The following is a 26,505-nucleotide window of genomic DNA, read 5'->3' as shown; positions in this document are numbered from 1 at the left end:
TGGTTCATACTATCCTTTATCTTAAAATTAATAATTAGGTGGGATCCGCATTGATACAATATATTCTGAGGAGATTATTGCATACTTTATTTGTTATTTTTGCGATTTCTTTATTAGTCTTTTTCTCTATTCGGTTAACGGGAGATCCGGTTGCTGTAATGTTTCAGGCTGGAGAACCAACTAATGAAGCGATTGAACAAATAAAGAAAAGTCTTGGGCTAGATGAACCTTTATATGTCCAATATTGGATATTTTTAAAAGGTATCATAACGTTTGATTTAGGAACTTCCTTTCATTCAGGCCAATCAGTAAGTCACATGATTGAAGATAGAATGGGAGCAACAGTTATTTTAGCTTTAGGAGGAATTGTGGTAGCGATATTAATTGCCTTCCCAATTGGAATCCTCTCTGCTTTAAAGAGAGGAACATTTATCGATTTTTCAGGTCGTGTTTTTTCCTTATTAGGGGTTTCTTTTCCCAACTTTTGGTTAGGTATTATGTTAATGATTATATTTGCTGTCAATCTAAAATGGTTTCCTTCTTCGGGGTATGAAGGGTTTGAATACTTAATTCTTCCTTCTTTTACACTTGGATTAATTTTATCTGGAGTGTTAGCTAGACTAGTAAGATCCTCGATGCTTGAAACACTTAATCAACAGTATGTCTCAACAGCGAGATCCAAGGGAATAGCGGAATGGAGAGTTATACTATTGCATGCTTTCAGAAATGCACTAATACCAACCATTACTTTTCTTGGATTACAATTTGGCTCCTTGTTAGGTGGAACGGTTATCATTGAATTAGTTTATTCATGGCCTGGAGTTGGGAGACTAATTGTGGATGCCATTAATCAACGGGATTACCCTGTAATTCAAGGTGGCGTTATTGTCTTGGCTTTATTAATGGTAATAGTAAATTTAATTGTCGACTTAAGTTACAGCTTTTTTGATCCTAGGATTAAAGCAGGAGGGAGTGCAAAATGATGGAACCTTTAGTAGAAAAAGCTGAATCTACCATTCTTTCTAGTGAGATTGAAAAAAAGAAACAGTCAAAAATAATGAAGTTTTTGGTGTTTCTGAAAAATAATTTAGGGGGAATGATCGGTTTATTGCTTGTACTGATAAGTGTCATGTGTGCTTTTTTTGCCCCATTAATTGCACCAATGGATCCTGGAGAAGCAAGTTTGACAGCTAGATTAGCTCCTCCTTCATGGATTGATGAATCAGGAGAATCAAGTTTTTTTCTAGGTGCAGATCAATTGGGAAGAGATCTCTTTAGTAGAATTATTTATGGGGCAAAAATCTCTTTAACAGTTGGCTTTTTTGGAGTCCTTATAGCGCTAGTTATTGGAACGGTATTAGGATTGGTATCTGGTTATTTCGGAAAATGGCTTGATGATATTATTATGCGTGTGGCTGATGTTCAGCTTGCATTTCCTTTTATTTTATTCGCAATTGTTATTATGAGTGTATTAGGAACAGGTATTTGGAATATTGTGCTTATTCTTGGCTTAACCTATTGGGTGGGATTCGCTCGATTAATCAGAGGTCAAGTAATCACGCTTAAAGAGCTAGAATATGTTCAAGCTGCCAAAGCTGTAGGAGGCACTAATTTTTCTATTATTAGGCGACATATTTTCCCTAATATTATTTCCTCTATATTAGTACTCGGCACCTTGTATATAGCTGAATTCATACTTTTAGAAGCGTCCTTAACTTTTTTAGGGCTTGGGGTAGACCCTACAATTCCATCATGGGGTGGAATGTTGGCGGATAGTAGAAATTATATAGCATCTGCATGGTGGACGTCGACTTTCCCAGGTATTGCTATTATGTTGACAGTATTTGGTTTTAATCTACTTGGAGATTGGCTTCGAGATAAATTGGATCCAAATTTAAAATTATAAGGTTGGGATGATATGAGGGATCTAAATTCTTTATGGAAGATAGGCGGATTACTTGCAGACAATAATAATGATGGAGTTCCTGATGGGGTAAATGTTTGTATTTGCTTAAAAGAAGATTTTATTCCAATAGCACTAATCGATTTTTGTGGAAGACTAGGCTTTGAAACAACAGCTCTTTCTTTTGATTTTTTTAAAGAATCAACAAAGTATGATTGGAGAATTTATTTTGAAAAAAATGACGTAGAAACGGCATGTCAAATTGATGCAAGTGGAAATCTAGTATTCACCTATAATAATGGAAAGGATTTGGATAAGCTGATTCGCTATTTTGCACATTATTGGCCAGGTGAAAATTTAGATGGACCAGTTTATAAAGTCGGCTTTCAGGAAAATGAATTTTTTGCATATGCAATAGATGGAAAGAGAATGCATCTACCCATTCCTGTCACTTCTATAGAAAAAGAAACTGAATATTATCCTATTCAGTCTTTATCTGATTTTTGGGATGGAATTGGTTTTACGAAGGTTAAAGAAGCAGCGCCTGCAAAGGAAACAAAGGTTGGTTTTCGTTTCTTACAACCTTGTACTAGCAATCTTATAAGGGAGGCATGTTATTTAGCTGCTAGAATCGGCATGATGTCTACAGAGCTTCATTTCCCTCTGACTGACAGTATTTGCAAGGACGGAATTACGATTGAATTTATTGATAGTAAGAGAGAAGAGGAAATTGTTTTTTTGCCGAACACTCAAATACTTCAGTTTAAAGGAAAATCTGCGATTCTTCCAAAAATGGTGAATTTTTTCAGTAGTAGCAAGCACTATTCTGAAGGGGGATCCTATCTATCATGGGAACAAGAGCTGGAAGATAATAATAAGGCAATGAAGGAAGAGGTGATGTTTCATCTAAGATGGGAGGATAAAGGGGAAGTACAAAGAATGATAGAGCTATGTCAGCAACAAGCAAGCATTTATCAAGGGAGAAAAGATCTTATGATTGAAATCTTTCTATCGGAACCAACAGAGGTTCGAAAACAAGTGAAAGAACAAGTAGAAGAAATATTCGACACCAACCATGTAAAAGTTCGTTCTGCTTTCAAACCTGGATTTTTCTGGATTGAGGAAGAGATTCTGCCACTATTAAAGCAACATGCTGACAATATTAGCCACATAATGATTGAATGTGAAAAAGATTTATTAGCAGGAGTAGAATTACCAATTAGATGGATTCAAGAGTTATATCCAGTTGATTTATTAATAGAAAGAGAGATAGGAATTTTAGAGGAAAATATTCATTTTTCTCTAGTAGAAAGTCCTCCTTCTACCTATTGTTTGACAGCATATAATAGAGAGCAGCAAATAATCGTACGTGAAAAGCTGACCGTTCCTGTTCGTGAATCTCCCTATATAGATAAGGGTAAGAAAGTTTTCCCTACAACAGGATTGCTACGGATTAGAGAAAATGACAAATGCCTTTATGAAAAGTTACATATGACCGACAGAGAATCTTTTTATTTTTATTACCAACATGAAGTGATGGAGTTACTATTTAAAGAGATTGGCAATATAGAAGAAGGCCAAGGATTTTCCAAACCATTATTTGATCGAATAGATGTTTATGCAACGATGAGTGAAGAAGAAAGAAAGCTTTTTCTGAATGAAGAACGAATCTCCTCTATGGAGGCATTGCATGAAGATATCTATTTTAATACATTAGATTACTTTATGCTAAAAGGGGAAGAAACGGTTGGGAAGGGTTATACTGCCCCTGGGGGTGTGCACCCTTTTGTGAAGGCAGTAAAAGCTGCGACTCCCTTTGCCGAAATAATTGCCTACAGGTGGCAATCAAAGAGTAAAGATAGGTGGCTAACAGAAAAAATTGATTTTACGAAGAATGGTGATGCTAGATTTGCTTACCTAGTAGATGTAAAGACGAACAAGCGTAAAAAGGTTGCTATTAAAGTAAATAAAATTTATAAGCACAGACAATCAGAACAGATACGGGAATGGTATCCTGCTGTTTCTTATAAAGGGAATCCGTTGCAAATACTAGAGGTTACTGCTCCAATGAAGGAAGAGTTTCATTCTTCCATAAAACTATCCATCTATAAACCTACTATCTTTATTGAAGCAGGACATCATGCGAATGAAGTGTCCAGCACACCTGCTATTTTGGAGTTAATTCAGGAAATAAAAACGGATGTGTTACAAAAGGTTAATCTTGTCGTACTTCCTATGGCAAATCCTGATGGGAGAGAATTACATAGAAAAATGACAAAAGATAATCCGGAATGGAAACATCATGCTGCCCGCTATAATGCAGTGGGATTGGAATATCGTGATGTCCTTTACCAGGAAACAGAGTTTGGAGAGGCTGATGTTATTCCAGCAGTGATGAAAAAATGGGCACCAGATGTAATCGTTGATGGACATGGAATCCCTTCACATGAGTGGGTACAGCCATTTGCAGGATATAATAGTCCTCCAAGATTTCCGGTTTCATACTTTATCCCGAATGCCCTAATATACGGAATAGGTCGTCAGTTAAATAATAGTTCCCTCCATGTTGAGAATTTGAAGAATATTATAAAAAGTATTCAACAGAAAATTGTAGGAACGGATATTCAAAAAAAGAACCATTATTGGCTAAATCGATACAAAAAATATGGTCATAATTGGATTCCTGATATTTTCCCCCTTCAATTGCATGAGGATTTGATTTTTTACGTCTGGAATGTAGAAGCTAATGCTTCTGCGACCAGTGCCGTGTCTAGATTTCCAGATTGGATAGCAGCTGATATTATATCAGAAGCAGCAGACGAAACAGTGTATGATAAAACATTAGAAGCTTGTATAAAAGCACAAAAGCTTTTTCATACAGCTATTATTGAAACGATGATTCAAGGTAATATACGAGTGAATCATCGAGTTAATAAGAAGAAGCGTGCAATATATAGAGAAAGACCAATAAGACTTAATGAGGTGCAGTAATATGAAAAAACTACTACTAACTGGATTTGAACCATTTTTAGATTTTCCCATTAATCCTACAAAGCAAATTGTAGAAGAATTGGATGGAACTGCGATAAATGATTATATAATAGTGGGTAAAATTCTTTCGGTTGATTTCTCCAAATCTGGTAATGAAATATTAGATCATTTTGATTCGGTTACGCCAGATGCCGTCATTTCTTTAGGATTATCCGGTGGCCGATTTAAAATTACACCAGAACGAATAGGGATTAACTGTAATGATGGAGCCAAAGATAACAATGGCAATCAGCCAGTTGATGAAAAAATAATAGAAGAAGGACCTGATGCAATCTTCAGTACGCTTCCTATTCGCAAAATGGTACAATCACTTACAAAAAATGGTTTGCCAGCTGATATTTCCAACACAGCAGGTACCTATCTTTGTAATCATGTTATGTATCGAATGTTATATCATATTAAGATAAATCAACTTAATGTGAAATCTGGATTTATTCATATTCCGGCTTCCCATGAACTTGCTATTCAGCATGGGAAAATACCAAGTATGTCTCATGCTGATTTGGTTAGAGGGATTCGATTGTGTATCGAGGAGATGTGAGAGTGATATATCACATTCTATCTCGTGTTAAGCTCAGTTATGAGAGATCGGCCATGCCGGTCTTTTTTTATGAATCTAATAAGTATTAATACTTTATCAATTAAAACATTTTTTCACTATTATTTTTGTAATTTTAAAAGGTAACAATCATAAGAATATAGAATAAATAGGATGAAAAATAAAAGGCAAAAGGAAAGGAATGTAGATAAGGCGCTTCGTTTAGATGTATATCCATTCACACTAGTGTCGCATAAATAAGTTCTGAATTTTCAGTTTTAAATTTCCTCAATTTTTAAGAAAAAATGAAAACACCAAAACTAAGGTAGTAAACATCCATTTTTTTACTATAACCTGTGACTTATCCAACAACGACTGTTAAAGCCCTTATGGCACGCACTTTCCTTTGATTTTGCGTAACCAAATGTTTGCGGATTTCCATAAAGCTGCTTTTAAATAGCGACTAATTTGTAAATAACTTCGGTCGCTACTCGAGTTCAACTGGGCCAATACGTTCAAACAATACACAATCATCGCTATATACACTTGATTGTGTACAGCTTGCTCACTATGACCATAGAACTTTTTGATATTCAAATGTTGTTTCATCCATTTGAAAAAGAGTTCAATCGCCCAACGTGATTTATAGATTTCTGCGATTTCGTCTGCACTTAAATCAAATCGATTCGTTAGTAAGGTTAGCTCTTTGCCTTTTGTATCAAGTAATTTCAGTCGACGAAACACGTTTTCTGAACGGTTTTGAGTTGTACCAATCACCACCATATCATCCGATAAAACCGTGGAATGTGTAGGCAGTGTAAATGATTCAAGTACTCGTACTACGGCATTTTTGCCAAGTCTTGTGACAAAGAAATAGCCATCATCCGTCATGCGATCAAAACGTTCGTAGTCTAAATAACCACGGTCGAATACGTACATGCATTCTTTGTCGTCCATGAATATTTCTAGCTGACCTCGATCGTGTTCGATGGCATTCGTAAGCACTCCTTTATCTGGATAAGAGAAACCCTTTTCCATGAACACGAGGCGTAAGTGAAGCTTTACACCCGATTTTGTCTTTCGAAACTCTGCCCACGTATGATTGGTTAAATTAAGTGGGGGTGTACTCGAATCAATGATTTTCAGTGGTGTCGAAATCTTTCTTCGTTTTTCAAAATCTGTTTTCTTGTGGATTTGGGCGACCAAATCTAAAAAAATCGTTTGAAAGAACTCTGTTGGAATGGTATTGATTCGTCTTCCTAATTGGGAGAAGCTAATCGAGTTCAACCCTGTAGCACATTGCAAATCGTCTGAAAATACAGCGTCACTCAAAGCCCGTAAACTCTCGGTCTCATGGAGCTGCGCATACAAAAGAAGTTTCAAAAAGGAAACCATATAAAGCTTCTTTGTATAGTAATTTAATTGATGTGTTTTCACCTGTTCTTCTAATAATGTCTGATTAAGCGGTGAAAGCCATTGTTCAAATGATGTTTTTCGTGTAAACTTATCCATGCGTAGGTCCTTTATTTTGGATTTGGATAGGTTACTACCTCCCAACCATTATAAAGGATTTTTTTATGGAAAAATTAAGTTGCAGAAAATTCAGTTTTAAAATTTGTGTTGAATTATTTTAGAGCGACACTAGTGAGTAAGTATATGAAAAATATTCTCCGATAAAGGTGTTGATTTGAATGAAGTTTGGCTGTTGTGCTGCTATTGATAAGGCAGAGGCTCTGTATAAAGCGGGCTATGATTTTATTGAATGTACCGTTGTTTCTCTCATGCCAGAGGAAGGCGAAGAAGTATTTAAAAACATCTTTAAGAAATATAAAGAATCCCCGATACCGATTGAAGCGTGTAATATTCTCCTTCCAAGCGATTTGAAAATTGTTGGAGAAAACGTGAATAATCAGCGAGTGAAAAATTATCTTTCTTCGGCATTAGAACGTGTACATCGAATTGGCGCAGATACTATTGTATTCGGAAGTGGTGGTGCTAGAAGTTTGCCTAAGGGATTTCCGAAAGAAAAAGGGGAAGAACAAATTGCAGCCTTTTTGTCGATGGTTACAGATATTGCCGAACAGCTAAACTTAACAATTGTCATTGAACCACTAAACAAAAAGGAATCTAATGTGATTAATAGTGTACCTGAGGCGGTTGAATGGACAAAGAAGATAAATCGAAAATCTTTAAGAGCGTTAGCTGATTTCTATCATATGGAAGAAGAAAATGAACCACTTACCAACTTATATGAACATAAAGACTTTATTTCACATATCCATGTTGCCGATTCTAATAGGTTTCCTCCAGGTACTGGCACGTATCCATATTCAGCGTTTGCTAATTACATTCACAAAGCAAACTATGATGGCAGAATCTCCATCGAGTGTAACTGGCGGGATTTTGAAGAAGAAATTGGGCAATCCCTTGATTATTTAAAACAGTATTTATCTTCGGTATAAGGGAAATATGTACATTATCTTTTTTAGCGCCCTTTAATCTGGATATCAGGGCGCTAATTTATCTCTTCTAATGTTAAAAGCAATTATCACATTGTAACATTCCTACCTAAATTCTCCTCCTAAGGAAATCTCTAGCTAACTAACTCAATTGGTTAACAATTCCATCAAAAATCTCAATCCTTATCTAGCAAAGCTTTCACCTAGCAATCTCTCTATTACCACTTTTTGGACGATGAATAGAAATATTACATCTGATAGCTTAGTAGTAGACACAGAAACAACTACTAGGAGGTAATAGAATTTGAAGAAACTAAAGAAGCTAATAGTAGCCGCTGGAATAGTGTTATCTTTTTTAGCTTTTACATTAATAGAAGAAGCAGAGGCAGCAACGAATCGGACGATTCAATCTGGAGACACTTATTGGAAAGTAGCTACAGGATTTGGGATTCCTGTCAGTGATTTAATGAAGGCTAATAATAATAAACCGTTAATGACAGGTCAAAATATGATTCTACCAAATGCAACAGTAACACCTGCTGATAAAGATTTAATGGCACGATTGGTACGTGCGGAGGCAGTTGGAGAACCTTATGCTGGGAAGGTTGCAGTGGCAGTTGTTGTTCTGAATCGTGTGAAAAGCAACGAATTTCCAAATACAATTCGTAATGTCATTTATGAAAAATCAAATGGCTATTATGCATTTACTCCAGTTCAAAATGGGGAGATAAATAAAGCTGCTGATGCAGAGTCAAAAAGAGCGGTGAATGAAGCCATTGCTTTAGGCAGCCAAGGAAATGGTTCTCTTTATTTCTTTAATCCAAAAACAGCCAAAAGTGACTGGATTTTAACACGAGAAGTAACGGTTACAATTGGAAATCATCGTTTTGCTAGATAAATAGTAATAGAAGCGCCAGTCTTAATAGATTGGTGCTTTTTTGGACTATTTTTGTTAAAATGGAATGTAGAACATTTAAACAGAAGGGATAAACCATATTGAAATGGAGTTATGTAAATCGTTGGATCTTTGATAAACCACTAAAAAATAGAACCTCCTTAAACATATACGAAGTCGATAAATGTCTTGGCTTTGGTGCATATGGGATGATTTACTTGTGCACAGATAAACGCTCAGGAAAGAAATATGTAGTGAAACAATTGCGGCCAAGCAAAGGGAAAAAACAGCGCGAGTGTGAACGTTTTAAGGATGAAGCAGCGTTATTGAGAAAAATAGAGCACCCCGCGGTCCCAGCTCTAATCGAGGAATTTAAAATAGGAACTCTACATTATTATGTGATGGAATATGTAGAGGGAGATAATATAGAAGATTTATTATTTTATCAAAATCAAAAGTTCACAGAAATAGAAGCGCTAGACCTGATGACTCAACTTCTCTCTATTATTAACTATCTTCATCAACACAAAATCTTTCATTTAGATATTAGACCACCAAATGTTCTTGTTAGAGAAGGTATAGTGTATTTAATTGACTTTGGTCTTGCTAAGCAAGTGGAAGATGAGGAGAAAGAAATGAGTAATTATCGTCAAGATGATTACTATGATTTGGGACAGATACTTTTGTTTTTATTGTATTCAGAGTTTAAAGGGAAGAAAAGCAAAAAAAGGACATGGCTTGAGGAATTAACGTTGCATCCTGCAACAGTAAAGCTTCTTAAAAAATTGTTAGCTATTTCCGAACCTTATACGAATGGGAATAAAATTGAAAATGATTTAAAAAGTGTGAGGGAAGCTTTAAAAAAATGTATAAACTAAAAAATCTTGTACATCTGAGTACAAGATTTTTTAGTATTAACTACTACTATGCTTCCGGCGCTTATAATAATGGCTCCCACCGTATGGATTGCGTTTTCTATAATCAGAGCTGCTGTAGCTTTTGTGTTTGTGATAACCTCTTCGGTCACTACTGCTATATCTTTTATGACGACGGCTTTTACTGTAGCTGCCCGAAAATTGCTGTATTTTCCTCATGATTTTTCTAAACAAAGTATCACCTCTTCTGATATACGGATTTAGATATTATTTTATCAAACAACGCATAGATATAACGAAAATTTACAAAAAAAATACATGATTGTAATAAAAAAGATTGAATCGTAATAAAATAGTGCTTACAAAAAATATGTGCTTAATCGCACTAAGTATATCGGATTTGTTATATAAATATTGCGTTCTAGTAATAAATATAATAATATTATTAATATTCTAAACAATTCGTTTTATTTGCGATGGTAGCTTCTTTTAGACTATATCGGAAAAGGGGTAATTGGGATCAAATCAATACAGAATTAGAACAAGGACTTGACCAATATTGGACAGATGCGAAATCTCTAGATGATGTCCTGGCAGAATTAGAAGAGAGTGTTTCTCCATTATTGGAAGGTAGATATCCAAGTGAATAAATAATAGATGTAAAAAAGGATTTTTACAAAATTCACAGAAGCTATAATCTATGAGTAAAGCAATTTAAGAAAATAGTAAAAGAATAATAGGAGAGGGGTTTAAATGAATGAAGAAAGTAGAAGAAATCGCAACGAATAAAGTGAAAATTAATGATCGATTTTGGGGGCGATATTTAGAGGTTGTACGGAATCATGTCATCCCTTACCAATGGGATGCATTGAATGATCGATTACCAGATACTTCCCCAAGCCATGCCATTGAAAATTTTCGAATTGCAGCAGGGGAATCTTCTGGTGAATATTATGGAATGGTGTTTCAAGACAGTGATATTGCTAAATGGCTGGAAGCTGTTGCATATAGTTTAGAAAATGAGCCAAATGAGGAACTAGAGAAAACGGCAGATGAAGTAATCGCTTTATTAGGCAGAGCGCAAGATGAAAATGGATATTTAAATACTTATTATACAGTTAAAGAGCCTAATAACAGATGGACGAATATTCGTGATAATCATGAATTATATTGTGCTGGACATTTAATAGAAGCAGCAGTAGCATACTATCAAGCTACAGGAAAGAAGCAATTCCTTGATATTATGTGTAAATATGCGGATCATATTGATAGCGTTTTCGGTCCGGAAGAAGATAAGTTAAAGGGATATCCAGGACACCAAGAAATTGAGTTAGCATTAGTTAAATTATATGATGTAACAGGGCAGGAAAAATATCTGAACTTAAGTAAATATTTTATTGATGAACGGGGAAAACAGCCTCACTATTTTGATATAGAGAAAGAGAAACGAAAAGAAACAAAACCGTTTTGGTTTAACGACGATTATGCTTATCATCAGGCACATAAGCCAGTAAGGGAACAAAAAGAAGCAGTTGGCCATGCAGTTAGAGCTACTTATATGTATACAGAAATGACCGATCTTGCATTGAAAACGAAAGATGAATCCCTAAAAAAAGCATGTGAAGAACTTTGGAATAATGTCACCCAAAAGCAAATGTATGTGACTGCAGGCATTGGTTCCATGGAGTTTGGTGAATCTTTCTCCTTCAACTATGATTTGCCAAATGATTTGTCCTATACAGAGACATGTGCTTCTATTGCTTTAGTTTTCTGGGCTAACCGTATGTTACAGCTAGAAGCAAATAATAAGTATGCTGATGTAATGGAACTGGCTCTTTATAATGGTACCATTAGCGGAATGGATTTAGATGGTAAGAAATTCTTTTATGTCAATCCATTAGAAGTTTTACCAGAAGCTAGTGATAAAAGAAAGGATAAAAAGCATGTGAAATCTGTTCGCCAAAAGTGGTTTGGCTGTGCATGCTGCCCTCCGAATTTAGCAAGGTTAATTGCATCTATTGGCCATTACATTTATTCACAAAAGGAAAAAGAACTATTTGTCCATTTATATATGGGAAGTGAGACAAATGTTCAAATCGCAAATAACCAAGTTAAGCTTGTTCAACAAACGAACTATCCGTGGGATGGAAATGTCTCAATGATTGTTTCTCCGGAAAAGGAGGAAACCTTTACTATGGCACTGCGCATTCCTGGTTGGGCAAAAGGAACAGTGGTGATGCTAAATGGGGAGATAGTAGATCATTTTCCACTAATGAAGAATGGTTATGTATATATTAATCGTAGATGGAAAGAAAATGACCATATTGAATTATCTCTCCCAATGGTAGCAGAACGTATCCAATCGAATCCACAGGTACGCCATAATGTTGGGAAAGTGGCTATTCAACGTGGACCAGTGGTTTATTGTCTAGAGCAAGTAGATAATGGAGAAAATTTACATGGCATTATCTTACCAAGAGATGCAGAGTTAAAAGTAGAATATGACCCAGAATTGCTTGAAGGAGTTGTTAGTATTACTGGGGAAGCGGAACGACTAGACCAAAGCAATTGGAATAGCGAGCTGTATCGTACAGTTGAGGACAGTACTACGAAAGTACAATTGAAAGCGATTCCGTATTATGCTTGGTGTAATCGCGAACCAGGTGAAATGATCGTTTGGGTGAATGAGAAAAAATAGCAGAGGGATATCTTTTAAATAATATCATCAAATGTTTATTAGTTACTGATTTTAATAGGATGGGAGAAGAGAGGTAGGGGTTCATTCCCTTCCTCTCTTTTTGTAGTATAGATTATATGCATATTTTTATAAGAGATGGTCCTTATTGAATACATCATAAATAATTTCCTATGATAAGAATCAATGACACAAAATATGGTATGGTAATATGAGAAGGTATGCTAGGAGGAAAGAGAGGGATTATTCGTGAAAAAAAATATATGGATTGGATTTATTATTGGTGTTGCTACGGTGTTAATCATCGGAGCAGGAATTGTATTAATTGGTAATTATTCTTTCCAAAAGGCAACTGAGGCAAAGTCTGAGAAAATTGTTAAAGAAGAATCAAATGGGAAGGAAACAGAAGAGAAGGAAGAGGCAGATAGTGGTAATGGTAATGTATCCTACAGTGTCGAACAAACTTCCTTGATTTTAACAAAAGAGGATGGATCAGAACAAATATTTGAGCATGATAATGCTTTTGGGAAGATGGAACCTGTTGATTACTCGCCATCTCGTGAAAAAGTCTTGTTAACACCACAATATGGATGGGAAGAAGGTGGGGCGCTTTATGTCTATTCAAAAGAAAATGGACTAAAGGAATTAATCAATGTCAAAGCTACTTCAGGAGAACAATATTATCCAAGTGGAGCTCTTTGGTTAGATGAGCGCTATATTATCTATATTAATAGTTATATGTATGGGACGATTCCTAGTGGAGAATTACAGATTTATGATACGGAAACAAAGCAGATATTGCCACTTGAATTATTTAAAGGCGATGCAGTCTTGCAACTTTCACGCGTAAGTGATGTAGATAAACCTTATATTGTAATGAGCGGAATCCAGTTTACAGATGAAATGTTAAATGATAGTAAAGCTTATGTGGAGAAACATGATATCGAAGAAATTCTTGAAATGATTGAATAATGGATAGGAGTGTTATCCGCTCCATACCACTTGTTTATAAAAGATTGTTTTTCTATATACTATTGTGGAAATAAAAAAATTTAATGAATTGGTAAGACGAAGCAGGGTGAATCACAGCCATTTGAAACAGACCTTTTATAAACTAATAAAACCCCGAACAACCATAGGATTTCCATATGGTTGTTCGGGGATAGCTATGTCCAAACCACTATTTTAATTATTCAATAAGACCTTCCTCTTTCAAAAAGTCTACTGCAACATCTTCATATTGTTCTTTGTCAATATCAACACGTGCATTTAGTTCTTGCATTTTTTCATTATCGATTTTTCCGACAAGCATTCCTAATACTTCTTCTAATTCTGGATGTTTTTCTAATGTTTCTGCTCTAATTACTGGTGTTGCGTAGTAAGGAGGGAAGAAGTTTTGATCATCTTCTAGAACCTCTAAATCAAATGCAGGGATACGTCCATCTGTTGAAAATGCATCAATTACATCGACATCTCCGTTTTTAATCGCACTATACATAATGCCAGAGTCCATTGCTTGGGTATCTTTGAATTCTATCCCATAAGTATCAATGAGACCTGGATAACCATCCTCTCTTTCAAGGAATTCTGGTTCAGAGCCTAATGTAAGTTCCGGAGCCATCTTTTTTAAGTCCGAAATAGTTTGGATGTTATACTTTTCAGCGTCTTCTTTTCGAAGTGTTAAAGTGTATGTGTTGTTAAAACCAAATGGCTCTAGCCAAACTAAATTATAGTCTTCTTTAAATTTCTTTTTTACAATGTCATAGGCTTCATCGGGATCACTAACCATGTCCTCTTTTAGAATGCTTAATAATCCTGTTCCTGTATACTCCATGTACATATCATAATTGCCTGTGTTAACTCCTTCAAATGCTGGAGCTGTCCCGCCAAGAAAAGATTCATAGTTTACCTTTAAATCGGTATGCTCTTCAATCAGATGCCCCATCACATAAACCATAATTTCTTGTTCGGTGAAATTTTTACCAGTGATGGTGATGGTATCTTCTCCGCCTTTTCCATTGCTGAAATTTGCAATGACAGTTGACAGTGGGACTAAGACTATTATGGCTGCTATTATCCATATTCGAATACGGCTTTTATTTTTATTTCCTTTTTTACTACCATGTAGACCTTGAGGCGTTACATCCGCTTCCAATACTTTCAATAAATAATCAAATATAATCGCCAATAGAGCAGAAGGAATGGCACCAGCAAGTATAAGCCCAGTATTATATGTTTGTAACCCACGGAAGATTAAATCTCCTAAACCGCCTGCGCCAATGAGTCCAGCAATCGTTGCCACACCAATAATTAAGACAGTTGCGGTTCGGATTCCTCCCATGATTACTCTTAGGGAAAGTGGTAATTCAACCATCCACAGCACTTGGCGATTGGTCATGCCCATCCCAACGCCAGCTTCTATTGCGGATCGTTCTACTCCGATAATTCCTAAATATGTATTGCGCAAAATAGGTAATAAGCCATAAACAGTTAAAGCAATAATGGCTGGAAGCTTACCAGTTCCGATGAATGGCACTAAAAACACTAGTAGCGCAAGACTTGGTATTGTTTGAAAGACGCCAGCTACTCCGATGATGGAGTCTGCGATTTTTCTATGGCGAGTTAAATAAATTCCTAGAGGAACGGAAATCACAATTGCAATGGCAATCGAAAGAAGAGATAAGTACATATGCTCTAAAATTAAGTTCCAAATTGTTGGCCAACGGTTTATAAAGACATCTATTGTCTCTGTAATTATATTAGGAATGGTTCAAACCTCCTTCACCAATTTGATCAGCGATGTACTCAACAAGGCTTGCACGATTGACAATCCCAACAATTTTTGAATCCTTATCAATTACTGGCACAAAACCATATTTGGATTCATTTACTAGTTGAAAAGCCTTTTCTGTCGGTTCATCCAGTTTGAGTGTGTTTACATTGGTGTCCATTATATCTTTTAATGTTAATTCCTCTTCATTGTATCGTTTTTGTACTTCCCAAACAGTAGCAATACCAAGGAAGGTATTAGCATTGTCTGACACAACAAGACTATCTACCCGTTTTCTTCTCATTAATTTCAATGATTCAGCAAGACCACGTGATTGGCCGGCACTTACGGGGGTAATCATTAACTTTTTCAATTTTGGTAAAGAAATATTTTCTTGTAATCGATCTTCTCCGATAAAATTACGAACAAACTCATTTGCTGGATGACGCAAAATATTTTCCGGTCGATCCAGTTGCACGACTTCTCCGTCTTTCATAATACAAATGCGATCCGCAATTTTTAAGGCCTCATCCATATCATGTGTTACAAAGACTATCGTTTTTTGAATTTCTTGCTGTAATCGAACTAATTCATCCTGAAGCTGCTCTCGACTGATAGGGTCCAAGGCGCTGAATGGTTCATCCATCAGGATTATTTTTGGCTCAGCAGCAAGTGCCCTGATAACACCAATTCTTTGTTGCTGTCCACCACTTAGTTCAGACGGATAGCGATCACCGAAAATTTCTGGATCAAGCCCAACCATGTTCATTAAATCATTGATTTTATCCATGTATTGTTCTTTTTTCCATTTTTGAAGTCGCGGAACGAGCGAGACGTTTTCTTTAATCGTCATATGGGGTAACAAACCTATTTGCTGAATGACATAGCCAATAGTTCTGCGGAGTTTTACCGGATCTTCAGTGGAAATATCTTTTCCTTCAATGGTAATGGAACCACTGGAAGGTTCAATTAGTCGATTGATCATCCTCATTGTTGTTGTTTTACCAGAACCACTTGGTCCAATTAGAACAAGCAATTCACCTTCATTCACTTGAAATGAAATATTTTTAAGTGCTTTAAATCCATCTTGAAACGTTTTAGTAACTTCTTTAAATTGGATCAATTTCTACGAACACCTCCAGACTTTTCTTTAAAACTAACTACCCGATTTTGCTAACTAAATAACCAACTTTTTTTAAAATTTATCTTACAGCCATTAACTAGTATAACATTATTTTCGGAAAAATGGGTCCGAAAAGGGATTGTTATGGGAATGTCTCTTGTAGATAAATAAGTTTTTGACTTATGTGAGAAAGTATTTGTGAAATTATTATTCTTATTAGGGAGAAAAAAATGATAAAAAAAAGATTTCATAGAGAAAGGGAAGAACAAATAAGGTTTGTCAAATAGGTCAGATAGCCGACTTATAGACAAACCTTCGTTTTATATTTTTTTAAAAACTAACAGGTTTCTTCATAAATTGTTTAGGTGTAATTCCTGTATACCTTTTAAACACCTTCGTGAAATAGCTTTGATCGGTAAAATTTAATAGGGAGTGAATATCGGATAAGGAGTGTTCGCCGAATGTCATGAGTTTTTTAGCTTCTTCAATTTTGGTTTGCTGAATATATTCACTGATTGGGATTCCCACTTCTTTTTTAAATAAATTGGACAAATATTTGGGGCTCATATTCAAATGTTCTGCGATGGACTGTAAAGATAGTGGTTCATAGATATGCTTGTAAATATAATTTTTACATTGAAAGATGGGTCTCGAGTGATTTTCTCTTTTGGCTTTTTCTACCCTACTTGCAAACTCATATAAAATATTTTCTGTGAAAAGATGAATGTCCTCTATATCTTGCAATTCTTCCAAGTCTTGAATAAAACTGTCTCCTAAAGAATAAGCAATCTCTGGATGAAGTCCACCTGAAATGGCTGCACGAGTAGCAAGTGTAATGGTTGCAATGGATAAATTTTTTTGGTTTCTTACTTCATTTTTTTTGGAAAGTTTTCCAAAATCAAAAGAAGTGTTTTCTTTAAATGCTTTCCAATAAGGAAGAAGCTTTTCTTTATGTCCATCCATTATATATTGATAGACTTTTTTTTCAGCAATAGGATCATGGTGAAAAGAGGAGTTTTGATGTATTTCTAACATATGTTTATTACACATTTTTTCATCGATTAATTGATTGTCCATTTGCATTTCGGGAGCAATAATATCCTGGTCTTCTATCTTTTTATGGTATAAAAAGTAAAAAAGCTTGGAAACTTGAATTAATTTTGAGCGGTTTATTACAGGAAGAGAATGATAATACTTCCTTAATGACTCTTCCATCTCTTTTTTGCCATAGCTAGAAATCAATTCATCGATTAGCACTTGAGTTGGTCGAGAAGATAATACCGGACCTAATATAACGGTTCCTAAGTTGCCAATAGGAATAAAGAATACGGTTTCATAAAATGGAGTGCTTCTTATAGTGGGACCAGGACTTCTCTTTTCCTCCCTACGAAAGACTTGTCTAAAAAAAGATTGTTTAGAGGGATAAAGGGGGTTAAATGATTCATTTGGTGAAATGTCTATGATTAAGGTTCCTTTCTTATCAAGTACATGAAAAGAGACATTTAATATATCTTTCATTAAGCTACATACATACTCCAAATTCTTCAGATTTAGACGATTTTCCACTAGATTCTCCTCCATTCACTTGAATATTGTCAAAATTTAGAGAGTGATAAGGTAGTTAAAATCCCATAATAATAGAAATTATACCATAACAAAGCTGGATATCATTATATACTTGGACTAAGAAAGTAAGCGCTTACTAATGATCTGCTCATTCTTAAATATACAAGCAGATTAATAGTTTGTAAAATAATTTTCTTAAAGGGAGTGGATTTTATGAGGAAAAAGTATGCTTTTATTTTATTCTTCCTATTTACAATGGTGTTAGGGGCATGTAGTAATAGTTCTTCGACGAGCACAGAAGATTTAACTATTCCAGATAATCCAGAAGATGTAAAAGGGGAAATTACAGTTTGGGCTTGGGCCTTAGAAGCAAACTATTTAGAAAAGGATGTACTTCCGGCATTTAATAAGAAATATCCGAATGTAAATGTAAAGGTTGAGCATATTGGTGTTGATCAAGTATACCAAAAAGTAAGTGCAGGTCTTTCAGCAGGCGGAAGTGGATTACCAGATGTCGTACAGGTAGAAAATAACCGCATTCATTCATTCACAGATGATTTTCCTGATGCATTTACGAATTTAAGTTCGCTAGGTTTTGATAAACATGAAAGTGAATTTTCTAAATCAAAAATTGATGGGTTAAAGGATAAGGATGGAAATATAATCGCAGCACCAAGAGATTTAGGACCAGTTGGTGTCATTTACCGTACAGATATTTTTGAAGAGGTTGGAATAGATCCGGCAAGTATTGAGACTTGGGATGACTATATTGAAGCAGGGAAAAAAGTTGTTGCCCATACAGGCAAGGCTTTTTTAGGAACAGATAGTGATGGATTGCTTCGAATCATGTTACAACAGCAAGGAAGCTATTATTTTACAGAGGATGATAAATTAGATCTTACTTCAGACGCCGCCAAAAAGGCAGTTGATGTTTTACAAAAAATGAAAGATGCTGGATTAATTATCTATACAAATAACTGGGATGGACAGGTAGCAGCAATGAAAAATGGAGAGGTTGCGACACAGCCTGGTGCTGTCTGGTGGAGTGGAACGATGATTGAACAAATGCCTGAGCTGTCAGGTAAGTGGGGCATGTTCCAACTTCCTGTTTTTGAAGAAGGGGGAGGAAGAGCTTCTAATGATGGAGGATCAGCCTTGGCGATTCCAAGTAAATCGGATAATAAAGTTGCAGCATATGTGTTTGCTGAATTTGCATCAACAGATGTAGATTCACAAATTAAGGCGCTTACGAATAGAGGTTTATTCCCAGCTTTATTAGCGGCATATGAAGAGCCTATTTTCAGCGAAGAACAAGAATATTTTAACAACCAAACATTCTTTAAAGATTTTGCTGATACAGTAATAGATATTCCTTCTGTTAATCACAGCAGTGCAGAGTTAGAGCTTAGATCCATTATGACAAGTCAAATGGAAGCATTTTTGCTAGAAGACAAACCAGTAGCACAAATATTAGAAGATGGGAAAAAACAAGCAGAACAGCAAACTGGATTGGCATCAAGCAATTAAAAACTATTCTTGATACAAAATTAGAGGCTAGCTGAGAGATAGAACCTATTTTTGAAGCAGCCTCTAAAAAAGGAGGGAATAAGTGTGGCGGATAATAAAATGCTGGAAACAGGAACGAATCCTATAACAATAAAAAAGAAGAAACAGTTTATCACGCCTAAGACAGTTCCTTATATATTTGTTGGTCCTGCTCTTTTATTGTTTATTGCTTTTACCGTTTATCCTATTATTGCATCTTTTCTATTAAGCTTTCAAACAAAGGTAGCAGGTGTTTATACTTTCTCTGGGTTTGAAAATTATACACGGCTTTTCAGTGACCCGCTCTTTTATAAGGCGCTAGGCAATACCTTTATTATTTTGTTAGTGCAGGTTCCGATCATGTTATTTCTTGCTGTCATTTTAGCCAGTGTATTGAATTCTGGGTTATTAAGAATGAAAGGTTTTTATCGAGTTGCATTTTTTACACCTGCAATTACTTCATTAGTTGCCGCCTCCATCATCTTTGTATTATTACTGAATACCGATTATGGATTAATCAATTATTTGTTAACATCAATCGGACTTGAGAAGGTTCGTTGGCTAACAGACCCATTTTGGGCGAAGGTTTCTCTTATTCTTGTAACAACATGGAGATGGACCGGGTATAATATGGTTATTTTATTAGCTGGTTTACAAAATATTCCGCATAGCTTGTACGAAGCAGCTAGTATAGATGGTGCCAGTACGATAAAGAAATTCTTTTATATCACAATTCCTCAGCTGAAGCCAGTCCTATTATTTACTTTTGTTATGTCTACAATTGGTTCCTTTCAATTATTTGATGAGCCGTACAACTTAACAAATGGTGGTCCAAATAATGCGACGATAACGATTACCTACTATCTATATAATCAAGGGTTCAGTTTCTTTAACTTTGGCTATGCATCTGCCATTGCTTATGTAATCGTGCTCTTTATCGCCGTTCTATCATGGATTCAATTTAAGGTGGTGAGAAATGACTAATGGCAAAACAGAAACGTATTCAAAAAATATTGATGCATCTATTTTTACTTATTGGTGTTGTCATTTCGATTGGACCTTTTTATTGGATGGTTGTAGGTGCAACCAATCCTTCAGGCGATGTATTAGCCTTTCCTCCTAAGTTGATTCCTGGTGATTATTTGCTGGAGAACTTACGAAATTTGAGTAATTCCATCGATATTATGAAAGCAGTAACGAATTCATCTATCATTGCCATTGTGTTTGTGGTAGTAAGTTTATTAATATGCTCGGCAGCTGGCTATGCTTTTGCGAAATTTACATTTAAGGGTAGTAATCTGATTTTTGCATCCTTTTTATTGGCGATGATGATCCCGTATCAAGCTACGATTATTCCCCTGTTTCAGATTTTTGGAGCGATAGATTGGATTAATACGTATCAAGCGATTATATTGCCGCAAATATGCTATCCATTTGCTATCTTTCTGATTAGGCAAAATATGCAAGGGATACCAGATTCCTTAATAGAGGCGGCGAGAATAGATGGTGCAGGTGAATTCTTTATCTTTTTCAAAATTGCTTTACCTACAATGAAGCCGGCTTTGGCAGCTGTTGGGATTTTTCTTTTTACCCATCAATGGAATAATTTTATGTGGCCATTAATAGTGATGACGACACAGGAAAATTATACTTTACCAGTAGCTTTATCCACTTTAGCAGGTCTTAATTCTATTGATTACGGGCAATTAATGTTAGGGACAGCTATTTCGGTAATCCCAGTAATGGCCGTTTTTCTCATCCTGCAAAAGCACTTTATTTCCGGTATTTTAGGTGGTTCGATAAAAGAATAAATGATATAGATAGGAGCTGAAGTCATGACAAAAAAATGGACAGCAGATAAATTAACACTTGGAGTTTGTTATTATCCAGAGCATTGGCCAGAGGAACTGTGGGAAGATGATTTTCAACGAATGAAGGATTTAGGATTTACCTATGTTAGAATGGGAGAATTTGCATGGACGATATTTGAGCCAGAAGAAGGCGTTTTTTCCTTTGATTTATTTGATCGGGCGATTGGAAAGGCACATAAATTTGGATTAAAAACAGTGCTCGGTACTCCGACGGCAACACCACCAGCATGGCTCACACAGAAATATCCGGATGTGTTGAATGTCTCACAAACAGGTATTCCATACCAGCATGGAGCACGTCGACATTATAACTATAATTCGGAAAACTATCGAAGATTGAGTTCGGCTATCGTTACAGAAATGGCTAAACATTATTGTGGTAATCCAGGAGTTGTGGGTTGGCAGATTGATAATGAATTAAATTGTGAAATAGATGTTTTTTATTCGGAAGCAGATCATCTTGCTTTTAGAAAATGGACGAAGGAAAAGTATAAAACGTTAGATCAATTAAATGAGGCGTGGGGTACGGTTTTTTGGAATCAGACGTATACAGACTGGGATCAAGTCTATTTAACAAGGTCAACTGTTTCAAATTCACCGAATCCACATCAAATGCTAGATGAAAAGAGATTCATTTCTGATAGTGCCATTTCCTATGCAAAAATGCAAGGCGACATCATTCGCAAATTAACTCCTAATCAATGGGTTACAACAAATGGAATGTTTAAGCATCTCGATAATCATAAACTAACGAACGAAGTACTAGACTTCTATGCATATGATTCTTACCCTAATTTTGGAAGGGTGCTAGAAGATAAAAGTGAGAAGCCTTTACGCGACCGAAAATGGAGCTGGAATTTAAGTGTTGTGCGCAGTATTTCACCTAATTTCGCGATTTTTGAACAGCAGTCTGGTCCCGGTGGCTGGGTAACAAGACTAGAACAACCGTCACCTAATCCTGGACAGCTCCGCCTTTGGACATATCAATCGATTGCTCATGGTGCAGATTTAGTGATGTATTTCCGCTGGAGAACGGCAACAAAAGGAACAGAAATTTATTGGCATGGTATTAATGATTATCATAATTTGCCTAACCGCCGTATAAAAGAAGTGGAGCAAGTAAGCAAGGAGATTCAACTAATTGGAGAGAAGGTAGTAGGAGCAAATTATCAAGCTGAGATAGCGATTGTCACCAACTATGATAATGAGTGGGACGGGGAATTTGATAAGTGGAGTGGGCCATTTACTTCCATAAGCAAAGATGCTTGGTTTAAAGCGTTGCAGTACAATCACGTACCTGTAGATGCTTATAATTTAAATAGAAACTCTACTATACAGGAGTTGAAAAAATACAAAGTACTAGTGTATCCCCATGCAGCAATTGTGTCAGAGGCAACAGCAGAATTGTTGAAAGAGTACGTAAAACAAGGGGGCAAATTAATTCTAGGATGTCGAAGTGGATATAAGGATGAAACGGGTCAAACTTATATGAAAGCTTTTCCTGGTTATCTAACAGAGCTTACTGGAATTACAGTAGAAGACTTTACAAGGGAAGCGCCATTTGAAGCTACTCCTAAGATAATTTATAAAGAAAAAACGGAAATCACAACAACCAATTTTTATGAGGTTTTGAAAGTAGAAACAGAAAATGCTGAAGTGATTGGGGAATTTTCAAACTGCTATTTTGAGGGAAAGCCTAGCCTAGTTAAACGACAATTTGGCGAGGGTACTTGTTATTACTTTGGTGGGGTTTTTACAATCGAGCTTGCTGAAAAACTAATGGAAGAAACACAAATAAATGATTATCGAAATAAATTTGAGTTACCTGAAAGTGTAGAGTTATCTATTCGCAAGAAAGAAGGGCAGGAATTTGTCTTCTTGTTGAATTATTCTCATTTGTCTCAGGAAATTAACGTGAAACAAGAAATGACAGATATTTTAACAGGAGAGAAGGTTTATCAGAAGGTAAGATTGAAGGGTTATGATGTGTTAGTATTGGAGTGAAACTTGAAATAGTTTTGAAAGAGGGACGTTGTGATAAGAGCAACGTCCCTTTTAAATTCCTATATGCCTTGGTGGGAATTTCCTAATATCTACAAAATAAAAATTATTTTCATATGTATGATTGTCCTTTATACTAGGGAAGTATGTTAAAAATATAATAGGTAAACTAACAATGAAAAATAAATCATTTTAAAATACATTTGATTAGTGAAATTGTTTAAGGAGGAAAAAACGTTTGACGACAATTGAAAAGGAAACAATGATTGTAGATATTAAGAATGTGGATGAAAAAGGTGCTGGACAGGCGGTTGTTTGGCGCGAAAATGAATTAGGAAACAAGAAGAAACTAAAGCTAACAATTCCGCAAACATTACCTGGCGAAAAGGTAAGAGTTACTGTTGATCAGCCACAAAGAAGGCATAGAAAGGCAATGCCAGAAGAAATATTAGCTGCCCATGCGGAAAGAATTGGACCAGAATGTCCTCATTTTGAAAAATGTGGCGGTTGTGTCTGGCAGCATTGGGAATATAATGGACAATTACAACAAAAAACAAATCATGTGAAACATGTAATTGAGGAGCAAGGATTTGACCCCAGCCTAGTAAAAGATACTATCGGAATGGACGAGCCTTGGAGATATCGTAATAAAATGGAATTCACCTTTGCTACAGATGGTTCTCTTGGTTTACATGAGCAAGGGAATTTTAGAAAAATCATTTCTTTAGAAACTTGCCTTATTGCTGGAAAAGAAATGGTGGAAGCAGCACTTGAAGTAGCTACATGGGTAAAAGAACATGAATTAAAAGGCTATAACAAAGATACACACGAGGGACTTCTTCGTCACTTGATGGTGAGACAGTCTTTTGCTACAGGGGAAATGATGTTGGCTTTATTTGCAACAGAAGCTCCAGATGGATCTTTAAAAAATGCAGTGGACATTTTAATTGCTCGCATTACAGAAAAATTCCCACAAGTAAAAAGCTTTATGTGGCTAGAAAATACGGATTGGGCAGATCGTACACAATCAGAAAAAAGCCATACATTAGCAGGCAGAGACTTTATATATGATGAAATGGATGGATACCGTTTCCGAGTTTGGTTTGATACATTCTTCCAAACGAACCCAACACAAGCACAAAAATTAGTTGATTTAGCTGTAGAAATGGCAGAACCAAAAAAATCAGAGAATATGATTGACCTTTTTTGTGGTGTAGGTACTTTCTCCCTTCCTTTTGCAAGCAGAGTTGGCAAGCTTGTAGGAATTGAAATTGTAGAAAGCTCGATTGAATCAGCCAAACGTAATGCTGGCGATAATGGCATTGATAATGCTACATTCTTAGCACAAGATGCAAGAACTGGATTAGCCCAAGTTTTAGAAACATTTGGCAGACCAGAATTACTATTGCTAGATCCACCACGGTCTGGAGCAGGTGGAAAAGTAATGAGACGTATCGGACGCTCTCAGCCAGAACGTATCGTTTATGTATCTTGTAATCCAGATACGTTTGCAACAGACATCAAACAGCTTGAGCCATTCGGCTATACATTAAAAGTAGTACAGCCTGTGGACTTATTCCCACATACGGTGCATGTAGAATGCTGTGCATTATTAGTTCGAAATAGTTAAGATTGAAAACTGATATCGGCTTTTTTCTGATATCAGTTTTCTTTTTTACAGGAGAATTAATTCTTAAGGTGCGGGTAGAAAAACCATTGGGAAAAGAATTAACTTTTAATAAGTTGTACTAATCATTTAACTTCTCCTATTTACACAATTTTATCCGGGAAAACAGAGCAAATGGTCATATTGAGTAATATCTAATTGTAAATATATAGTTATTTCTCCCAATTATCCCGTGAAATCTTACAGCTTTTCCAACAATTATGTAATGAGTTTTGCTTGCAAACCTGTTAGCCTTGTATATGGGCCTGTTAAAACAGGAGGTATACAAAAATGAAACAGTTATTATTTATAGCAACTACCATTACTTTAGTTTTTGGTTCTTATATATATGTTCCATCTTTTGCCGTAGCAGCATCAATTAATACAGAAGAAACAAAAAATGTATCAACAAGAAAATTTGCTGTTGATAAGAAGGAGAATGTAAAAGCTTCTGATGAATCAGCAAATCTAACGAACAATGAAAAGAATTTACTGGCCCGTCTTGTTCATGCAGAAGCGAAGGGTGAGCCGTTTGCCGGTAAAGTGGCAGTAGCTGATGTAGTATTAAATCGTGTGGAAAATAAGCAGTTTCCTGATTCAGTAGAAAGTGTCATTTATGAAAAGAATGCCTTTCAACCTGTACAGAACGGTTCAATCCAAAAAAAAGCAGATAAAGAGTCACGTAAAGCAGTAGAAGAAGCGTTAAAAAATGGAAAAGAGAACAAAGAGCTTCTCTATTTTTATAATCCAGACACTGCAACAAGTGATTGGATTTTCTCAAGAACAGTAGTTAAACGAATAGGTAATCACGCGTTTTCTATATAATAAGAAGAAATTGATATTTCGTTTTACGAAAATATAAAAACTAATGTAATGAGAGGGGGAATTCAATAGGAATACTCCTCTTTTTTATTTTAACCATCTTAAATAATCGTAGAAAGGAAAATATTTGAAACTTTATAATCTGTCTATTCGTATATGTTAATAGCATGGAGGGGTTGAGATGAAAAGAATTCATTATAAAGCTTTCAGTATCGCTTTATTTCCTATTATTTTATTATTAATTGGCTGTACAGAAAAAGTAGATGAGAAAACAGATGAATACATACAGGCAGTAGATGCTGTTTTACATAATGCCTTAACAGGGCCAGATGATACATTGAAAGACATACTAGAGCTGAAGGAAGGAAATGAAAGATCCACAGCTTTGACTGAATACGAAGATAGTTTATATAAAGATTATTTTGCAAGTGAAACAGCATATAATGATTTCATTTCAAGATATGGAACAGTATTCATGACAGAATCGCATAAAAACAACTATATACTTGCGGTAGAAAATATTGAATATGAAAGAACACATTCTAAAGAGAATATATATAATTTTTCCATCCAATTACAGTATCAGAAAGAGGGGAAATCACAAGAAGTAAAAAATATAACCGGGCAAGCTGATTTAAATGATGAGCAGAAAATCGAAAGAATGCTAATCCGCGTCAATGATTTATGGGGGTCTTTTCCAAAAGATAAAAGGGAATAAAAGCAAT

The 26,505-nt window shown here is 35.6% G+C and carries 21 protein-coding genes; 17 read left to right on the top strand and 4 right to left on the bottom strand.

All coding sequences use genetic code 11. From position 1 onward, the window contains the following. The first annotated feature begins 50 nt into the window (after window positions 1–50). Genes nikB through pcp form a run of 4 tightly spaced genes read left to right on the top strand, consistent with a single transcriptional unit; the run spans window position 51 to window position 5,495 of the window. Window positions 51–983 carry a nickel ABC transporter permease gene (gene nikB, locus QQZ16_RS07475; protein ID WP_016204070.1) on the top strand — a complete coding sequence of 311 codons (933 nt, stop codon included), beginning with the start codon at window positions 51–53 and terminating at the stop codon, window positions 981–983. After that, on the top strand, window positions 980–1,906 hold the full coding sequence (locus QQZ16_RS07470; RefSeq protein WP_048717021.1) for an ABC transporter permease: 927 nt from the start codon (window positions 980–982) through the stop codon (window positions 1,904–1,906). Before nikB ends, QQZ16_RS07470 begins: the two co-directional genes overlap by 4 nt. 12 nt (window positions 1,907–1,918) lie before the next feature. Beyond that, a complete protein-coding gene (locus QQZ16_RS07465) occupies window positions 1,919–4,894 on the top strand; it encodes a M14 family metallopeptidase (protein WP_284561234.1) in 2,976 nt (991 codons plus the stop codon). Between the two features lies 1 nt (window position 4,895). Further along, on the top strand, window positions 4,896–5,495 hold the full coding sequence (gene pcp / locus QQZ16_RS07460; protein WP_284561233.1) for a pyroglutamyl-peptidase I: 600 nt from the start codon (window positions 4,896–4,898) through the stop codon (window positions 5,493–5,495). Between the two features lie 384 nt (window positions 5,496–5,879). On the opposite strand, the gene QQZ16_RS07455 is transcribed toward pcp, so the two are convergent. After that, on the bottom strand, window positions 5,880–7,004 hold the full coding sequence (locus tag QQZ16_RS07455; protein ID WP_284561232.1) for an IS4 family transposase: 1,125 nt from the start codon (window positions 7,002–7,004) through the stop codon (window positions 5,880–5,882). 179 nt (window positions 7,005–7,183) lie between these two features. Here QQZ16_RS07455 and QQZ16_RS07450 point away from each other — a divergent pair, with 179 nt between their 5' ends. The 6 genes from QQZ16_RS07450 (at window position 7,184) to QQZ16_RS07425 (ending at window position 13,388) form a co-directional block, all read left to right on the top strand. After that, window positions 7,184–7,954 (top strand): sugar phosphate isomerase/epimerase family protein, encoded by a 771-nt coding sequence (locus tag QQZ16_RS07450; protein ID WP_284561231.1) that lies wholly within the window; start codon window positions 7,184–7,186, stop codon window positions 7,952–7,954. Between the two features lie 301 nt (window positions 7,955–8,255). After that, window positions 8,256–8,849: a cell wall hydrolase gene (locus tag QQZ16_RS07445; protein ID WP_284561230.1), complete on the top strand. Its 594-nt coding sequence runs from the start codon at window positions 8,256–8,258 to the stop codon at window positions 8,847–8,849. Between the two features lie 98 nt (window positions 8,850–8,947). Then, complete coding sequence (locus tag QQZ16_RS07440) at window positions 8,948–9,724, top strand: serine/threonine protein kinase (protein WP_284561229.1); 777 nt, start codon at window positions 8,948–8,950, stop codon at window positions 9,722–9,724. Window positions 9,725–10,197: 473 nt separating this feature from the next. Next, a complete protein-coding gene (locus QQZ16_RS07435) occupies window positions 10,198–10,371 on the top strand; it encodes a hypothetical protein (RefSeq protein WP_284561228.1) in 174 nt (57 codons plus the stop codon). A gap of 107 nt (window positions 10,372–10,478) precedes the next feature. After that, complete coding sequence (locus tag QQZ16_RS07430) at window positions 10,479–12,419, top strand: glycoside hydrolase family 127 protein (RefSeq protein ID WP_284561227.1); 1,941 nt, start codon at window positions 10,479–10,481, stop codon at window positions 12,417–12,419. A gap of 246 nt (window positions 12,420–12,665) precedes the next feature. Further along, a complete protein-coding gene (locus tag QQZ16_RS07425; RefSeq protein ID WP_284561226.1) occupies window positions 12,666–13,388 on the top strand; it encodes a hypothetical protein in 723 nt (240 codons plus the stop codon). Between the two features lie 217 nt (window positions 13,389–13,605). Here the strand turns inward: QQZ16_RS07425 and QQZ16_RS07420 are convergent, their stop codons facing one another. The 3 genes from QQZ16_RS07420 to QQZ16_RS07410 form a co-directional block, all read right to left on the bottom strand. Beyond that, window positions 13,606–15,105 carry a glycine betaine ABC transporter substrate-binding protein gene (locus QQZ16_RS07420; RefSeq protein ID WP_081836684.1) on the bottom strand — a complete coding sequence of 500 codons (1,500 nt, stop codon included), beginning with the start codon at window positions 15,103–15,105 and terminating at the stop codon, window positions 13,606–13,608. 70 nt (window positions 15,106–15,175) lie between these two features. Further along, entirely contained in the window at window positions 15,176–16,309 is a 1,134-nt protein-coding gene (locus QQZ16_RS07415; protein ID WP_031538810.1) for an ABC transporter ATP-binding protein, read from the bottom strand. 330 nt (window positions 16,310–16,639) lie between these two features. Continuing rightward, window positions 16,640–17,875 (bottom strand): helix-turn-helix domain-containing protein, encoded by a 1,236-nt coding sequence (locus QQZ16_RS07410; protein ID WP_284561225.1) that lies wholly within the window; start codon window positions 17,873–17,875, stop codon window positions 16,640–16,642. A 213-nt stretch (window positions 17,876–18,088) separates the two neighbouring features. Here QQZ16_RS07410 and QQZ16_RS07405 point away from each other — a divergent pair, with 213 nt between their 5' ends. The 7 genes from QQZ16_RS07405 (at window position 18,089) to QQZ16_RS07375 (ending at window position 26,498) form a co-directional block, all read left to right on the top strand. Continuing rightward, the gene (locus QQZ16_RS07405; RefSeq protein WP_284561224.1) at window positions 18,089–19,402 is read left to right on the top strand and encodes an ABC transporter substrate-binding protein; all 1,314 of its coding nucleotides are present in this window, start codon (window positions 18,089–18,091) and stop codon (window positions 19,400–19,402) included. Window positions 19,403–19,501: 99 nt separating this feature from the next. Further along, window positions 19,502–20,404: a carbohydrate ABC transporter permease gene (locus QQZ16_RS07400; RefSeq protein ID WP_268817934.1), complete on the top strand. Its 903-nt coding sequence runs from the start codon at window positions 19,502–19,504 to the stop codon at window positions 20,402–20,404. Next, window positions 20,404–21,231: a carbohydrate ABC transporter permease gene (locus tag QQZ16_RS07395; protein ID WP_031538815.1), complete on the top strand. Its 828-nt coding sequence runs from the start codon at window positions 20,404–20,406 to the stop codon at window positions 21,229–21,231. The genes QQZ16_RS07400 and QQZ16_RS07395 overlap by 1 nt, the downstream gene beginning before the upstream one ends. A 24-nt stretch (window positions 21,232–21,255) precedes the next feature. Further along, complete coding sequence (locus QQZ16_RS07390) at window positions 21,256–23,295, top strand: beta-galactosidase (RefSeq protein WP_284561223.1); 2,040 nt, start codon at window positions 21,256–21,258, stop codon at window positions 23,293–23,295. A 259-nt stretch (window positions 23,296–23,554) separates the two neighbouring features. Further along, complete coding sequence (gene rlmD / locus QQZ16_RS07385; protein ID WP_419181478.1) at window positions 23,555–24,922, top strand: 23S rRNA (uracil(1939)-C(5))-methyltransferase RlmD; 1,368 nt, start codon at window positions 23,555–23,557, stop codon at window positions 24,920–24,922. Window positions 24,923–25,249: 327 nt separating this feature from the next. Beyond that, window positions 25,250–25,783: a cell wall hydrolase gene (locus QQZ16_RS07380; protein WP_235252598.1), complete on the top strand. Its 534-nt coding sequence runs from the start codon at window positions 25,250–25,252 to the stop codon at window positions 25,781–25,783. A 178-nt stretch (window positions 25,784–25,961) separates the two neighbouring features. Beyond that, window positions 25,962–26,498: a hypothetical protein gene (locus QQZ16_RS07375; RefSeq protein WP_235252600.1), complete on the top strand. Its 537-nt coding sequence runs from the start codon at window positions 25,962–25,964 to the stop codon at window positions 26,496–26,498. The last annotated feature ends 7 nt before the right edge of the window (window positions 26,499–26,505 follow it).

The organism is Bacillus sp. T2.9-1 (genome assembly GCF_950097965.1).
GTDB classification, from domain to species: Bacteria; Bacillota; Bacilli; order Bacillales; family Cytobacillaceae; genus Niallia; species Niallia hominis.
This window is presented reverse-complemented; position numbering and strand designations above follow the sequence as displayed.

Bases quoted from the DNA above. Each gene is read 5' to 3' on its own strand.
- QQZ16_RS07405 (WP_284561224.1), top strand. From the start codon at position 18,089: ATGAGGAAAAAGTATGCTTTTATTTTATTCTTCCTATTTACAATGGTG.
- QQZ16_RS07450 (WP_284561231.1), top strand. From the start codon at position 7,184: ATGAAGTTTGGCTGTTGTGCTGCTATTGATAAGGCAGAGGCTCTGTAT.
- pcp (WP_284561233.1), top strand. From the start codon at position 4,896: ATGAAAAAACTACTACTAACTGGATTTGAACCATTTTTAGATTTTCCC.
- QQZ16_RS07375 (WP_235252600.1), top strand. From the start codon at position 25,962: ATGAAAAGAATTCATTATAAAGCTTTCAGTATCGCTTTATTTCCTATT.
- QQZ16_RS07395 (WP_031538815.1), top strand. From the start codon at position 20,404: ATGGCAAAACAGAAACGTATTCAAAAAATATTGATGCATCTATTTTTA.
- QQZ16_RS07420 (WP_081836684.1), bottom strand. From the start codon at position 15,105: ATGTACTTATCTCTTCTTTCGATTGCCATTGCAATTGTGATTTCCGTT.
- QQZ16_RS07430 (WP_284561227.1), top strand. From the start codon at position 10,479: ATGAAGAAAGTAGAAGAAATCGCAACGAATAAAGTGAAAATTAATGAT.
- QQZ16_RS07470 (WP_048717021.1), top strand. From the start codon at position 980: ATGATGGAACCTTTAGTAGAAAAAGCTGAATCTACCATTCTTTCTAGT.
- QQZ16_RS07400 (WP_268817934.1), top strand. From the start codon at position 19,502: ATGCTGGAAACAGGAACGAATCCTATAACAATAAAAAAGAAGAAACAG.
- QQZ16_RS07465 (WP_284561234.1), top strand. From the start codon at position 1,919: ATGAGGGATCTAAATTCTTTATGGAAGATAGGCGGATTACTTGCAGAC.
- QQZ16_RS07435 (WP_284561228.1), top strand. From the start codon at position 10,198: ATGGTAGCTTCTTTTAGACTATATCGGAAAAGGGGTAATTGGGATCAA.
- rlmD (WP_419181478.1), top strand. From the start codon at position 23,555: ATGATTGTAGATATTAAGAATGTGGATGAAAAAGGTGCTGGACAGGCG.
- QQZ16_RS07380 (WP_235252598.1), top strand. From the start codon at position 25,250: ATGAAACAGTTATTATTTATAGCAACTACCATTACTTTAGTTTTTGGT.
- QQZ16_RS07455 (WP_284561232.1), bottom strand. From the start codon at position 7,004: ATGGATAAGTTTACACGAAAAACATCATTTGAACAATGGCTTTCACCG.
- QQZ16_RS07390 (WP_284561223.1), top strand. From the start codon at position 21,256: ATGACAAAAAAATGGACAGCAGATAAATTAACACTTGGAGTTTGTTAT.